Annotated in this window: 11 protein-coding genes; 5 read left to right on the forward strand and 6 right to left on the reverse strand. The window is 53.5% G+C overall.

All coding sequences use genetic code 11. The features are described from left to right. Positions 1–69: 69 nt before the first annotated feature. Both ABVN36_RS00730 and ABVN36_RS00735 read right to left on the reverse strand, forming a co-directional pair. A complete protein-coding gene (locus ABVN36_RS00730; protein ID WP_000623273.1) occupies positions 70–1,035 on the reverse strand; it encodes a DMT family transporter in 966 nt (321 codons plus the stop codon). A gap of 80 nt (positions 1,036–1,115) precedes the next feature. Then, positions 1,116–1,964 (reverse strand): SDR family oxidoreductase, encoded by an 849-nt coding sequence (locus ABVN36_RS00735; protein WP_023138840.1) that lies wholly within the window; start codon positions 1,962–1,964, stop codon positions 1,116–1,118. 87 nt (positions 1,965–2,051) lie between these two features. On the opposite strand from ABVN36_RS00735, the gene ABVN36_RS00740 reads away from it, so the two are divergent. Further along, positions 2,052–2,438, forward strand: coding sequence for a helix-turn-helix domain-containing protein (locus ABVN36_RS00740; RefSeq protein ID WP_023138839.1), 387 nt, complete (start codon positions 2,052–2,054; stop codon positions 2,436–2,438). Between the two features lie 57 nt (positions 2,439–2,495). Here the strand turns inward: ABVN36_RS00740 and ABVN36_RS00745 are convergent, their stop codons facing one another. Next, positions 2,496–4,439 (reverse strand): bifunctional 2',3'-cyclic-nucleotide 2'-phosphodiesterase/3'-nucleotidase, encoded by a 1,944-nt coding sequence (locus ABVN36_RS00745; protein WP_023138838.1) that lies wholly within the window; start codon positions 4,437–4,439, stop codon positions 2,496–2,498. A gap of 267 nt (positions 4,440–4,706) precedes the next feature. Between ABVN36_RS00745 and cysQ the strand changes: the two genes are divergently transcribed. Then, entirely contained in the window at positions 4,707–5,447 is a 741-nt protein-coding gene (cysQ, locus tag ABVN36_RS00750) for a 3'(2'),5'-bisphosphate nucleotidase CysQ (protein ID WP_017441203.1), read from the forward strand. Here cysQ and ABVN36_RS00755 read toward each other — a convergent pair. Beyond that, positions 5,437–5,994, reverse strand: coding sequence for a YtfJ family protein (locus tag ABVN36_RS00755; RefSeq protein WP_000175302.1), 558 nt, complete (start codon positions 5,992–5,994; stop codon positions 5,437–5,439). The two genes, cysQ and ABVN36_RS00755, sit on opposite strands and share 11 nt — an antisense overlap. A gap of 326 nt (positions 5,995–6,320) precedes the next feature. On the opposite strand from ABVN36_RS00755, the gene ABVN36_RS00760 reads away from it, so the two are divergent. Continuing rightward, positions 6,321–6,527, forward strand: a complete 207-nt coding sequence (locus ABVN36_RS00760) for a DUF1107 domain-containing protein (protein ID WP_000689229.1) — start codon at positions 6,321–6,323, stop codon at positions 6,525–6,527. An 83-nt stretch (positions 6,528–6,610) separates the two neighbouring features. Here the strand turns inward: ABVN36_RS00760 and ABVN36_RS00765 are convergent, their stop codons facing one another. Beyond that, positions 6,611–7,954 carry a hemolysin family protein gene (locus ABVN36_RS00765; protein ID WP_000934970.1) on the reverse strand — a complete coding sequence of 448 codons (1,344 nt, stop codon included), beginning with the start codon at positions 7,952–7,954 and terminating at the stop codon, positions 6,611–6,613. A gap of 182 nt (positions 7,955–8,136) precedes the next feature. Continuing rightward, the gene (gene msrA, locus ABVN36_RS00770; RefSeq protein ID WP_000051471.1) at positions 8,137–8,775 is read right to left on the reverse strand and encodes a peptide-methionine (S)-S-oxide reductase MsrA; all 639 of its coding nucleotides are present in this window, start codon (positions 8,773–8,775) and stop codon (positions 8,137–8,139) included. Positions 8,776–8,987: 212 nt separating this feature from the next. Between msrA and tamA the strand changes: the two genes are divergently transcribed. Together tamA and tamB are read left to right on the forward strand one after the other, a co-directional pair. Beyond that, positions 8,988–10,721, forward strand: a complete 1,734-nt coding sequence (gene tamA / locus ABVN36_RS00775; protein WP_023138837.1) for an autotransporter assembly complex protein TamA — start codon at positions 8,988–8,990, stop codon at positions 10,719–10,721. Then, positions 10,718–14,497 (forward strand): autotransporter assembly complex protein TamB, encoded by a 3,780-nt coding sequence (gene tamB / locus ABVN36_RS00780; protein ID WP_000060822.1) that lies wholly within the window; start codon positions 10,718–10,720, stop codon positions 14,495–14,497. The genes tamA and tamB overlap by 4 nt, the downstream gene beginning before the upstream one ends. Positions 14,498–14,499 lie beyond the last annotated feature (2 nt).

The raw sequence follows: 14,499 nt of genomic DNA on the forward strand, positions 1-14,499 counted from the left end.
ATTTTAAATGCATCTTTAAGGCGAGGCTATAACTCTTTCGGGGTGCGTATAATTTAAGCCAGTATGAAATTAGCGTTCCGTGACCGGAACGACGGTCGCTTTTTCCGGTTTCGCTCTCACGGCAATGACCACGCCCGCCACCAGGAGCGCAATGCCGCTTAACGTCAGGAATGGCGGGATTTCCTGGCGCAGAATGAAGGTATAGAGCAGTCCCGCCAACGTCTCAAAAACAATCAGCGGCCCTAAAATAACGGTTGGCAATTTTTGGCTGGCGATATTCCAGCACAGCGCGCCCACCCAGGAACACAGCACCGCGATGGCGATCATCAGACCGATAAACAGCGCGGGATGCGGGCCAAAGGGCAGGGTAAACAGCGGTTTCTGGATACTCAGCCACAGACAGACCGCCGCATAGCCGATTAACGAGACCGGCAGCGTAACCAGCGCCTGCGCCGTTGCCCACATCATGGGATGTTTGTCGGGATTTTCCCGCAGCCAGCGGGCGTTGCGCAGCGCATACCATGCCCAGCACGCTACGGAAATCAGCGCCAGCACAATGCCTGAACCATAGCGCCAGCCGCTAACATCGGACAATCCCTGGCTAAGTTCAGCAATATTGACGCACAGCAGGCCAAAACCGATAAGCGCCAGCGCGGGCGCTAAACGCCGCCAGGATAATCTGCCGTCCCGTTGGCTATAGAGAATGTTAGCGAAAAGCGGAATGACGACCGGCAATGTCCCGATGATCATCGTCGACACCGGCGCGCCGGTTCGCTGAATGGCGCTGGCGAGGCAGGCGTAATAGATTACATTGCCCATCAGAGTCAGCGACAGGGCGGTGAACCAGTCTTTGCGCGTCAACTGGCGTAACCGCGTGCGGCCTAACCAGGCAATCGGCAGGGCAATCAGCCCCAGCGCCAGATAGCGTCCCATTGACTGTAAGAGGGCCGGGTAATCCGGCACGATTAACGGGCCGACGAAAATCAATCCCCACATTAGCCCTGCCAGCAGGGCGTATAGCACGCCGCTAATCATCAGATTCTCCTCATAAACCGTTCCGTCATTATCAGAGAAGGTCTATGAGGATACCACATAAATTAACTAAATTTTAACACTTACAGTACGGAGCGAAGGCTTTCTGTGAGCGTCGTCGTCGGGCGACCGATGAGTTTACGCAGCGTATGGCTGTCATCAAACAGGCCGCCTTTCGCCGCGCCAGCGTCAGAATTGGCCAACATATCCGCCAGTCCGTCAGGCAGGCCTGCGCCTTTCAGCGCGGCGGCAAAATCGACTTCGCTCAGGTTCTGGTAGACGATTTTTTTTCCGCTCTGATGAGTAAGTTCATCCGCCAACTGGCTTAATGTCCAGGCGTCATCACCCGCCAGCTCGTAAACATTCCCGGCGTGACCCTCTTCACGGATGACGCGCGCGGCGGCGGCGGCATAGTCAGCGCGCATTGCGGAGGCGATTTTCCCTTCTCCCGCCGCGCCAATAAAGACGCCATGCTTCAGCGCGGCAGGGACGCTCGCCAGGTAGTTTTCCGTATACCAGCCGTTACGTAATAGCGTGTGAGGAATACCTGACTCAGCCAGCATTTTTTCCGTTTCAATATGTTCATCGGCGAGCGCCAGCGGCGATTTATCCGCATGTAGCAGGCTGGTATAGGCGATGAATTTCACCTTTGCGGCAATGGCGGCCTGAATGACGTTGCGGTGCTGAACTGTGCGTTGTCCCACTTCGCTGGATGATATAAGCAGCAGTTTATCAACGCCCTGTAAGGCGGTGGTCAGCGCAGCTTCGTTAGCGTAATCCGCCTGGCGAACGGCAATCCCGCGCTGACTGAGCAGGGCGGCTTTTTTCGGGTTACGGACGATCGCGATGAGGTGACTGGCGGGCGTCGTTTTTAGCAGGTTTTCAATAACGTGTTGGCCCAGTTGGCCCGTTGCGCCGGTGATAGCAATCATGGTGAACTCCTCAGTGTTGGTCTTGTGTTTTATTACGCTACCACCTAAACTTACTTTTAGTAAGTACGTACAAAAAGGTAAGTATCAATGCGCGCTCATACTCTTTCCCGGCAGTTGCGTGAAGGTAATCTCTTTGCTGAACAGTGCCCGTCCCGTGAGGTGTTAAAACATGTCACCAGTCGCTGGGGCGTACTGATTCTGGTAGCGTTACGCGACGGTACACACCGTTTTAGCGACCTGCGCCGCAAGATGGGAGGCGTGAGTGAAAAGATGCTGGTGCAGTCGTTACAGGCGCTTGAACAGGACGGATTTCTCAACCGGGTGTCATATCCAGTTGTTCCGCCGCATGTGGAGTACAGCCTGACGCCGCTTGGCGAGCAGGTGAGTGATAAAGTCGCCGCGCTGGCGGACTGGATAGAACTGAATTTGCCCCAGGTATTGGCGCAGCGGGACCGTTTATCAGATGGCGGCTAGCGCTTTATTCGGCCTGCCAGTCAGGCCGAATAAACGCAGCGCCATACGGGACACACGTTACTTGCTTAAATCCACCTGATAAATGGCAAAACCGATATCATCGACGGCAACCTTCTTCATCGGATACTGCCCTTTCGCTTTAATGAAGGCAGCGGCTTTATCGCCTGGCGATGTTTCAAAGCGGATATCCAGCGCCGTATCGCTGTGGATTGGCGCCAGACGCCAGTTATTATCCGCCGCCGGATGGATTTCGCCCGCGCGTTTTGACTCTGCGCCAATCCATGCCGCCAGCACGGCGCGATTTTCATCCGGAGACGCAAAGGCGATATGGCTGTCGCCCGTGCCGGCAAACTTGCCGCCGTAAGCGCGATAGTTATTCGTGGCGACCAGGAACGTAGCGTTCGGGTCGACAGGCTTACCGTTAAAGGTCAGGTTTTTAATACGTTCCGCCTGCGGATTCACCATCTGGCATTCGCCATCATAGCGGGCGGGCTGTGACACATCGATTTGATAATTCACGCCGTCAATGACATCGAAATTATAGGTGCGAAAGTCATCCCAATTGATCAACGATTGCGGTTTGTTGCTGTGAATATCAATTTGATTAAACTGTCCGGCAGAACATTCCAGCCACTCTTTTACCTCCTTGCCGCTGGCTTTCACCACCACCAGCGTATTCGGATAGAGATAAAGATCGGCAGCGTTACGGAAGGTCAACTGGCCTTTTTCCACTTCGACAAAACTGGCAGGATCGTTCTTACGCCCGCCAACTTTAAACGGCGCGGCGGCGGACAGCACCGGCAGTTTCGCCAGATCCGGATCGCCCTGAATAAAGTGTTCCACATACGCTTTTTGCGCGTTATTCACCACCTGTACGGTAGGATCGTCCTGCACCAGAGCAAGATAACTGTACATGTTATCGGCGGATTTACCGATGGGCTTGCTGACAAACTCGCGGGTGGCATCGTGATCGGCTTTCAGAATATCGACCAGCTTACTGTCTTCCGCCGCCAGCGACTTTTTAGCGGCGGCGTCATAGATAGGCCGCGCTTCCGCTTTCGCCTGCGTAACCTGCCATTTGCCGCTGTCGTTATTGAGCACCAGATCGACCACTCCCAGATGGTCGCCCCACATGCCAGGCATTACCGCAGGAATGCCGTTAAGCGTACCTTTGGCGATATCCGCGCCTTTGATGTCGGTAAAATCTTTACCGGGGAAGACGGCGTGGGCGTGGCCAAACATAATCGCGTCGACGCCGGGAACTTCGCTGAGGTAATAAACCGAGTTTTCCGCCATGCTGTGGTACGGATCGGCAGAAAGGCCTGAGTGAGCAATGACTACCACGATATCAGCGCCTTTCTCGCGCATTTCGGGCACATATTTCCGGGCGGTTTCCGTAATGTCATTGACGGTAACTTTGCCGCTCAGGTTCGCTTTATCCCAAATCATGATTTGCGGCGGAACAAAGCCGATATAGCCGATTTTCAGAGTTTGCGGGTTGCCGTCTTTATCAATAACGTTCGTCTCTTTAATCAGATAAGGCGTAAAGAGCGGCTTTTGGGTTTTAACGTCGATAATATTGGCGTTAACATAAGGGAATTTCGCGCCGGCCAGCGCGTTATGCAGATAGTCCAGACCATAATTAAACTCATGGTTGCCGAGGTTTCCAACCGCGTAATCCAGAGTGTTGAGCGCTTTATAGACCGGGTGAACGTCACCGTCTTTGAGCCCTTTTGTCGCCATATAATCGCCCAGTGGGCTCCCCTGAATCAGGTCGCCGTTATCCACCAGCACGCTGTTTTTGACTTCATTTCGGGCGGCATGAATCAAACTTGCGGTACGTACCAATCCGAATTTTTCGGTTGCGGTATCCTTGTAATAATCGAAATCCATCATGTTGCTATGTAAATCAGTAGTTTCCATGATACGGAGATCGACGGTGGCCGCATTCACGCTGGCGGCGATCAGCGTAGCCAGAAGCGTTGCACTAAACTTAATCATCAGAGGCACCTTTTAAGAACGCAATAGAAAAGCCGGATAGTGAAAAATAGCGATGATAAACAGTGAAACCCGATATCGTTCCGACCGTCGCCAGAAGAAGGCGAAACTGCCCCATCCGGCCGATTTTTTGCGAGTGTTCACAGAAGGGTGAATCATGCCATGAAAGGTATTATCAAAACCGCAGACGGTATCACAGTTGGCGGAACCCTTAACGATCGGGTATAAGTAAAACAACGAGTTAACGCCCCTGTCATAAAGAGGTGGAGAATGTTAGAACAAGTATGCCAGCTTGCACGGAACGCGGGCGATGCTATTATGCAGGTTTATGATGGAGCCAAACCGATGGAGTACGTCCGCAAGCAGGACGATTCTCCAGTCACTGCGGCGGATATCGCTGCACATACCGTGATTCTCGAAGGGTTACGCACGCTCACGCCGGATATTCCGGTGCTTTCAGAAGAAGATCCGCCTGCCTGGGAAGTGCGCCAGCACTGGCAGCGCTACTGGCTGGTCGATCCGCTCGACGGCACCAAAGAGTTCATCAAGCGCAATGGCGAATTCACGGTCAATATCGCGCTGATTGAGCAGGGCAAGCCGGTGTTGGGCGTGGTCTATGCGCCGGTGCTGAAAGTGATGTACTACGCGGCGGAAGGTAAGGCCTGGAAAGAGGAATGCGGGGTGCGTAAGCAGATTCAGGTCCGGGATGCCCGCCCGCCGCTGGTGGTGATTAGCCGTTCGCATACGGATGATGAACTCACCGAATATCTCCAACAGCTTGGCGAACATCAGACAACCTCTATTGGTTCCTCGCTGAAATTCTGCCTTGTGGCGGAAGGCCAGGCGCAGCTTTACCCCAGATTTGGGCCGACCAGCGTCTGGGACACTGCCGCAGGTCATGCCATTGCCGTTGCAGCCGGGGCGCACGTTCACGACTGGCAGGGAAAAACGCTGGACTATACCCCTCGTGAATCGTTCCTTAACCCCGGCTTCCGGGTGACTATTTACTGAGGAGCTTATGCAGCAGGTCGACCACCTGCTGTACCTCTTGCTGGGTTAACGCGCCATCTTTCACCCATTGAACCCGACCGTCTTTGTCAAGCACGATGACGGCGGACCCCTCTTCTTTTAATTGCCAGGCGTTACGCGCCACGCCATTGCTGTCGACAATAAATTGCGACCACGGGTAGAGCTTTTTATTACTTTCTATACTGCTACGCACGAACATACCGGAGCCTGGGATCGCATCATCGGTGTTCACAATTGTGGTCGTCTGGTATCTGTCATGCGGAAGCCCGGCGGATTTAATCGCTTCAATCAGCGTGGCGTTTTTTTCCTTCGCTGACGTTCGACCCGCAATGTGCAGCAGGACGCGCACTTTTCCCGCCAGCTGCGCGCTATTCCAGTTTTTATAACTAAACTCATCTTTATTCAACGTCAGTTCGCCACGGTCGGCAATGCCTACCGGCGGCACCCGTTGGTTAACTTCAAGGTTATGCGCACAAGCCATTATGGGGAGTAGCAGACACGACATCGCCAGAATTTTACGTAGGGTCATGGTCATTCCTTCTTTATTTTTTTGCAGGTGATCCGACCACTTTGGGCCGATAGTTAATCATATGTGCGATTGATGCTTTTTCCCGCAAAGGGGATGCCAGTTTGCGGGCGGGCGCACACTTCCTGTGAAAAATGAAGGCATATACTGAGAAAAATGAGCTGATGTTTAGATAATTCTGAATAACTGTAATCAAAAGGTAAATATACTTATGCACACTGGAAACGACGTAGATATGGTCTATAGTCATATGGCATTAAAATTTGCGCCTTAAAACTGTTGGGCCGATTGTGGCACCGCAAGGGCGTAATACTCTGCAGGAGACAACAATGAAAATTTTCCAACGCTACAACCCGCTACAGGTGGCGAAGTACGTGAAGATCCTGTTCCGTGGACGGTTATATATCAAGGATGTTGGCGCTTTTGAGTTCGATAAGGGTAAGATTCTTATCCCAAAAGTGAGAGACAAGCAGCACTTGTCTGTGATGTCTGAAGTTAACCGTCAGGTTATGCGTCTGCAAACTGAGATGGCGTAACCAAAAGTGCTATGCAGTAGGTTAAAAAAGTAAAAAAAACGGCTCCTGAATCAGGAGCCGTTGATGTTTCTGGCAAACGGATTTCAGGCCGCGCTGTCTTCTTTACCTTGCGCATCGGGCAGTTTCGGCGCCGGTACGTTGCTTTTATTGTCGAGACGCGTCACCAGCAACTGATCGATACGGTAGTTGTCGATATCCACCACTTCAAATTTGTAGCCGGAAAACTTCACCGAATCAGTACGTTTTGGAATCTTGCGCAGCATAAACATCATAAAGCCGCCAATGGTTTCATAGTTGCCGGATTGCGGAAACTCATCGATATCCAGCACGCGCATGACGTCGTCAATCGGCGTGCCGCCGTCAACCAGCCAGGAATTTTCATCGCGCGCCACAATTTGCTCTTCCAGTCCCTGGCCGACCAGGTCACCCATTAGCGTGGTCATCACATCGTTCAGCGTAATGATACCGACGACCAGTGCGTATTCATTCATAATGACCGCGAAATCCTCGCCCGCCGTTTTGAAACTTTCCAGCGCCTCAGAAAGGGTCAGCGTATCCGGCACAATCAAGGTATTGCGAATTTGCACGCCGCCATTCAGCGCCATACTTTGGTTCGCCAGCACGCGGTTCAGCAGATCTTTGGAGTCTACATAGCCGATGATGTGGTCGATATCTTCATTACACACCAAAAATTTTGAGTGCGGATGTTCGGCGACCTTTTTCTTCAGGCTTTGTTCGTCTTCGTGCAGATCAAACCAGATGATACTTTCGCGCGGCGTCATGGAAGACGGTACGGTGCGGGATTCAAGTTCAAACACATTTTCAATTAGTTCGTGCTCTTGCTTGCGCAAGACGCCCGCCAGCGCGCCGGCTTCCACCACTGCGTAAATATCATCAGAAGTAATGTCGTCTTTCCGCACCATTGGAATTTTGAACAGGCGGAAGATGTTGTTTGCCATGCCGTTAAACAGCCACACCAGCGGGCGAAAAACGAACAGGCAGAAGCGCATCGGGTTGATGATACGCAAAGCCACAGCTTCTGGCGCAATCATACCGATGCGTTTCGGGGTTAAATCCGCGAACAGGATAAACAGCCCCGTCACCAGCGAGAAGGAGAGAATAAAGCTCAGCTGCTCGGAGAGTTCTGGCGACATATAGTGCGAGAAAAGGGCGGAAAAGGCGGGCGAAAATGCCGCATCGCCGACGATACCGCCAAGAATAGCGACGGCGTTCAGGCCAATTTGCACAACGGTGAAAAACATGCCGGGATTTTCCTGCATTTTCAATACGCGTTGTGCGTTGATACTGCCTTCATCAGCTAATAACTTAAGTTTAATCTTACGTGATGCGGCAAGCGAGATCTCGGAGATGGAGAAGAACGCACTTACAGCGATCAGGCAGAATATAATGAATATACTGTTTAACATATCTTATCCGGCGAAACGCCAGATCCTCGGAAGGGAAGTTTATAAATCCGTGTGGTAACGTTTAATGAAAACCGGCTCGTAGCAGTGAGCCGATAAGTTCAGGGCTAGTATAGCGTAAGCTACTGTAAAGTCGCCAGAGGGTTCATTTTCAACTCCGACAAGTTCCCCCCACGCCAGCGTCGTCACGCGTCAGGCGGCAGGCAAACGCCGATCCCGCCAATCCCGCAGTAACCGTATGGATTTTTGTGCAAATACTGTTGGTGTTCATCTTCGGCGTAGTAAAACGGCGTCGCATGGGCGATTTCCGTGGTAATAGGGCGATGGTCTCCGGCGGCGGCCATTGCCGACTGAAAGCGCTCGCGACTGGCGTGAGCGGCGGCATTCTGTTCCGGCGTTAAGGGATAAATCGCAGAACGGTATTGCGTACCGTGATCGTTACCCTGTTGCATCCCCTGCGTCGGATCGTGATTTTCCCAGAAGGTCTGTAAAAGCTGCTCATAACTGATAACGGCAGGATCGTACACTATCCGTACCGCTTCGGCATGACCGGTCTGCCCGGAGCAGACTTCCCGGTAGGTTGGATTAGGCGTGTAACCGCCTGCATACCCTGCCGCGGTGCTATATACGCCGGGCAATTGCCAGAATAAACGTTCTACGCCCCAGAAACAGCCCATAGCGAAGTAGGCGATCTCCATCCCGGCAGGGACATTGGTCATAGAGTGTTCATTTACCGCATGCAGAGTGGCGATCGGCATCGGGGTGTTGCGTCCTGGTAACGCATCTGCTTGAGTAACCAGATGTTTTTTATCAAATAAACTCATGAGCTATTCTCCCGAAAGCGTTAATTGGCGTTAAGGTTGTAACGAGACGCATCTTTGCACACAATAACAACATTAATGTATCTGGATTTAACCATAAGAAATATTTGGGCAGTCGTCTGCTTTTCAATCGAAATTGTTGATTTTATGTTAAGCCGCGGAGCGGTAGTGTGATTTTTTCCAGGGGTGGGAATAGGGGATATTCAGGAGAAAATGTGCCACATATCCGTCAGTTATGTTGGGTTAGCTTACTGTGCCTGAGCAGTTCTGCGGTAGCCGCAAATGTTCGTCTGAAAGTCGAAGGGCTATCCGGAGAGCTGGAAAAAAACGTTCGCGCACAGCTCTCTACGATTCAGAGCGATGAGGTGACGCCGGATCGGCGCTTTCGCGCCCGAGTTGATGATGCGATTCGCGAAGGGCTTAAAGCGTTAGGCTATTACGAACCCACTATCAAATTCGACTTGCTTCCACCGCCTGCGAAAGGACGGCAGGTATTAATCGCCAGGGTTACGCCCGGCCAGCCGGTGTTGATTGGCAGTACAGAAGTCATTTTACGCGGCGGCGCGCGTACGGACAAAGATTATCTGGCCTTACTGAAAACGCGTCCGGCAATCGGCACGGTGCTGAACCAGGGAGACTATGACAATTTTAAAAAGTCGTTAACCAGCGTGTCGCTACGTAAAGGCTATTTCGACAGCGAATTCGTTAAAAGTCAGTTGGGAATTGCTCTGGGCCGTCATCAGGCGTTTTGGGATATTGATTATGATAGCGGTGAGCGCTATCGCTTCGGACCTGTCACCTTCGAAGGTTCGCAGATTCGTGATGAATATTTACAAAATCTGTTGCCGTTTAAAGAGGGCGATGAGTACGAATCGAAAGATTTGGCGGAACTAAACCGCCGACTTTCCGCTACCGGATGGTTTAATTCTGTTGTGGTGGCGCCGGAATTTGAGAAATCGCGTAAAACAAAAATTCTGCCGTTAAAAGGCGTGGTATCGCCGCGAACCGAAAACACGATTGAAACCGGGGTGGGGTACTCCACCGACGTCGGGCCGCGCGTGAAAGCGTCGTGGAAAAAACCGTGGATGAACTCTTACGGTCATAGCCTGACCACCAGCACCAGTATTTCTGCGCCGGAACAGGTGCTGGATTTTAGTTATAAAATGCCGCTGCTGAAAAACCCGCTGGAGCAATACTATCTGGTACAGGGCGGTTTTAAACGTACCGATTTGAATGATACGGAGCAGGACTCGACCACGCTTGCCGTGTCGCGTTACTGGGACCTTTCCAGCGGTTGGCAGCGGGCGATTAACCTGCGCTGGAGTTTCGACCACTTTACCCAGGGGAACGTCACCAACACCACCATGCTGTTCTACCCGGGCGTGATGATCAGCCGAACCCGCTCGCGAGGGGGGCTGATGCCAACCTGGGGCGATTCGCAGCGCTATTCAGTAGACTATTCGAATACGGCCTGGGGCTCCGACGTGGATTTCTCCGTGCTGCAGGCGCAAAACGTCTGGATTCGGACTTTGTACGATCGCCACCGTTTTGTGATGCGCGCCAATTTGGGCTGGATAGAAACCGGTGATTTCGACAAAGTTCCGCCGGATTTACGTTTCTTCGCCGGGGGCGACCGCAGTATTCGCGGCTATAAATACAAATCTATTTCGCCTAAAGATAGCGACGGCAATCTTAAAGGCGCCTCAAAACTGGCAACCGGATCGCTGGAGTACCAGTATAACGTCACCGGCAAATGGTGGGGGGCGGTGTTTGTCGATAGCGGCGAGGCGGTGAGTGATATTCGCCGTAGCGATTTCAAAACCGGGACCGGGGTCGGCGTGCGCTGGGCGTCGCCGGTTGGGCCTGTCAAACTCGATTTTGCCGTACCGGTCGGCGACAAAGACGAACACGGTTTACAGTTTTATATCGGTCTGGGGCCTGAATTATGAGTTTATGGAAGAAAATAAGCCTCGGCGTGTTGATTTTCATTGTGGTGTTACTGGCGAGCGTTGCGTTTCTGGTCGGGACGACGACGGGGCTGCATCTGGTATTCAGTGCGGCGAACCGCTGGGTGCCGGGGCTGGAGATTGGGCAGGTCACCGGCGGCTGGCGGGACTTATCGTTAAAAAATATCCGCTATGAGCAGCCGGGCGTTGCGGTGAATGCGGGCGAAATTCATCTGGCCGTCGGGCTTGATTGCCTGTGGCGCAGTAGCCTGTGCGTCAATGATCTGGCGCTAAAAGATATTAATGTCGCTATCGACAGCAAAAAAATGCCACCCTCCGAACCGGCGCAAGAAGAGGAAGAAAGCGGACCGCTGAACCTCTCCACCCCCTGGCCCATCACGCTGTCGCGCGTGGCGTTGAATAACATCAATATCAAGATTGATGACACTACCGTTTCGGTGCTGGATTTTACCTCCGGGCTGGCATGGCAGGAGAAAAACCTGACCCTGAAACCGACGCGGCTTCAGGGATTGCTGATCGCTCTGCCGAAGGTCGCTGACGTGGCGCAGGAAGAGGTGGTTGAACCCAAAATCGAGAAACCTCAACCGGATGAAAAGCCGCTTGGCGAAACGCTAAAAGATCTGTTTGCAAAACCGGTAATGCCGGAGATGACCGATGTTCACCTGCCGCTCAATCTGAATATCGAGTCATTTCGCGGCGAGCAGCTACGCATCACCGGCGATACCGATCTGACGGTGCGCACGATGCTGCTTAAAGTCAGCAGTATCGACGGTAATATGAAGCTGGATACTCTGGATATCGACGCCAACCAGGGCACGGTGAAAGCCTCCGGTACGGCGCAGCTCGCCAATAACTGGCCGGTTGATATTACGCTCAACAGTACGCTGAATATCGATCCGCTAAAGGGTGAAAAGATAAAACTCAAGGTCGGCGGCGCGTTACGCGAACAACTGGAGGTCGGGGTGAACCTTTCCGGGCCGATGGATGTCGCGCTTCGCGCCCAGACGCGGCTGGCGGAGGCCGGTTTACCGCTCAATCTTGAAGTCGTCAGCCAACGCATTGCCTGGCCATTGACGGGTGATACCCAGTTTCAGGCTGACGATCTGAAGCTCAAACTGAGCGGTAAGATGACCGACTATACGTTGTCGATGCGAACCGCCGTGAAAGGACAAGATATTCCGCCGGCGACCATTACGCTGGATGCTAAAGGGAATGAGCGGCAGATTAATCTCGATAAACTCACCGTCGCCGCTCTGGAGGGAAAAACCGAACTGAAAGCGCTGGTGGACTGGCAGCAGGCGATTAGCTGGCGTGGCGAACTGACGCTGAATGGCATCAATACCGCTAAAGAGATCCCGGACTGGCCCGCGAAGCTTAACGGCGTCATGAAAACCAAAGGCAGCCTCTACGGCGGCACCTGGCAGATGGATGTCCCGGAGCTCAAGCTGACCGGCAATGTGAAGCAGAACAGCGTTAACGTCAACGGGACGCTAAAGGGCAACAGCTACATGCAGTGGACGATCCCGGGGCTGCACCTTGCGCTGGGCCCAAACAGCGCCGATATAAAAGGCGAGCTTGGCGTTAAGGAGCTGAATCTTGACGCCGCCATCGATGCGCCAGGGCTGGATAATGCGCTGCCAGGACTGGGCGGCATGGCAAAAGGAATCGTTAAAGTCCGCGGTACGGTAGAAGCGCCGCAGCTGTTGGCGGATATCACCGCCCGCGGCCTGCGCTGGCAGGAGCTGTCTGTCGCCCAGGCGCGCATTGAGGGCGATATTAAATCCACCGATCAGATAGCGGGCCATCTCAACGTTCGCGTAGAGCGGATTTCGCAACCCGACGTTAACATCAATCTGGTGACGCTTGACGCCAAAGGCAGCGAGAAGCAGCATCAGCTACAGCTCCGTGTTCAGGGAGAACCTGTATCCGGTCAACTCTCCCTGACAGGCAGTTTTGATCGCGAGGCGGCGCGCTGGAAAGGGACGTTAAGCGACACCCGTTTCCAGACGCCAGTGGGGCCATGGTCGTTGACCCGCGCGATTGCGCTGGACTACCGTAATAAAGAACAGAAAATCAGTATCGGGCCGCATTGTTGGCTGAACCCGAACGCCGAGCTGTGCATCCCGCAAACCATTGATGCGGGCGCCGCAGGACGGGCGGTGGTCAATCTCAACCGCTTTGATCTGGCGATGCTGAAGCCATTTATGCCTGATACCACTCAGGCCAGCGGGATCTTTAGCGGGAAAGCGGACGTGTCGTGGGACACCACCCAGGAGGGATTGCCGCAGGGGAAGGTCACGCTTTCCGGTCGTAATGTGAAGGTCACGCAGACCGTCAATGACGCGCCATTACCGGTCGCGTTTGAGACGCTGAACCTCAGCGCCGATCTGCACAATAATCGCGCCGAGCTGGGATGGCTGATTCGCCTGACGAACAATGGTCAATTCGATGGCCAGGTGCAGGTAACCGATCCTCAGGGGCGGCGCAATCTCGGCGGTAACGTCAACATGCGCAATCTCAATCTGGCGATGGTCAACCCTGTCTTTTCGCGCGGCGAAAAAGCGGCGGGAATGTTAAACGCCAGGCTACGTCTGGGCGGCGATGTGCAAAGCCCGCAGTTGTTTGGTCAGTTGCAGCTTAGCGCGCTGGATATTGACGGTAATTTTATGCCGTTTGAGATGCAGCCGAGCCAGCTCACCATGAACTTTAGCGGGACGCGTTCGACACTCGCCGGTATCGTGCGAACACAACAAGGGCAAATTAACCTGAACGGTAACGCCGACTGGAGTCAGATTGACAACTGGCGCGCGCGGGTGACGGCGAAAGGCAGCCGGGTGCGGATTACCGTTCCGCCGATGGTGCGCCTGGATGTCTCGCCGGATGTGGTCTTTGACGCGACGCCTTCGCTGTTCACGTTGGATGGGCGTGTGGACGTTCCGTGGGCACGAATTGTGGTGCACGACCTGCCGGAGAGCGCGGTCGGCGTCTCCAGCGATGTGGTTATGCTCAACAATGACTTGCAACCAGAAACGCCGCAGACAGCGTCTATTCCCATCAACAGTAATCTGACGGTCCACGTCGGCAACAACGTGCGCATCGACGCCTTCGGGCTTAAAGCGCGTTTGACCGGCGATTTGAAAGTCGCGCAGGATAAGCAGGGGCTGGGGCTGAATGGTCAAATCAATATTCCTGACGGCCGATTCCGCGCCTACGGCCAGGACCTGCTTGTCCGTAAAGGCGAGCTGCTGTTCTCCGGCCCGCCGGATCAGCCGCTGCTCAATATCGAAGCGATCCGTAACCCTGACGCCACCGAAGACGATGTCATTGCGGGTGTGCGCGTCACAGGCACTGCTGATGAACCCAAAGCGGAAATCTTCTCCGATCCGGCGATGCCGCAGGCTGAAGCGCTTTCTTATCTGCTGCGTGGGCAGGGGTTGGACAGCAATCAGAGTGATAGCGCAGCAATGACCTCCATGCTTATTGGCCTGGGGGTTGCGCAAAGTGGTCAGGTTGTGGGTAAAATCGGAGAGACATTCGGTGTAAGTAATCTGGCGCTGGACACGCAAGGGGTGGGCGATTCGTCCCAGGTTGTGGTCAGCGGCTATGTACTGCCGGGTCTACAGGTGAAGTATGGTGTAGGGATATTTGACTCTCTGGCGACGCTCACGTTACGTTATCGCCTGATGCCTAAGCTATATCTGGAAGCAGTGTCTGGCGTAGATCAGGCACTTGATTTGCTCTATCAGTTTGAGTTTTAGCA

The sequence above is a fragment of the Salmonella sp. SJTUF15581 genome (assembly GCF_043356775.1).
GTDB classification, from domain to species: domain Bacteria; phylum Pseudomonadota; class Gammaproteobacteria; order Enterobacterales; family Enterobacteriaceae; genus Salmonella; species Salmonella enterica.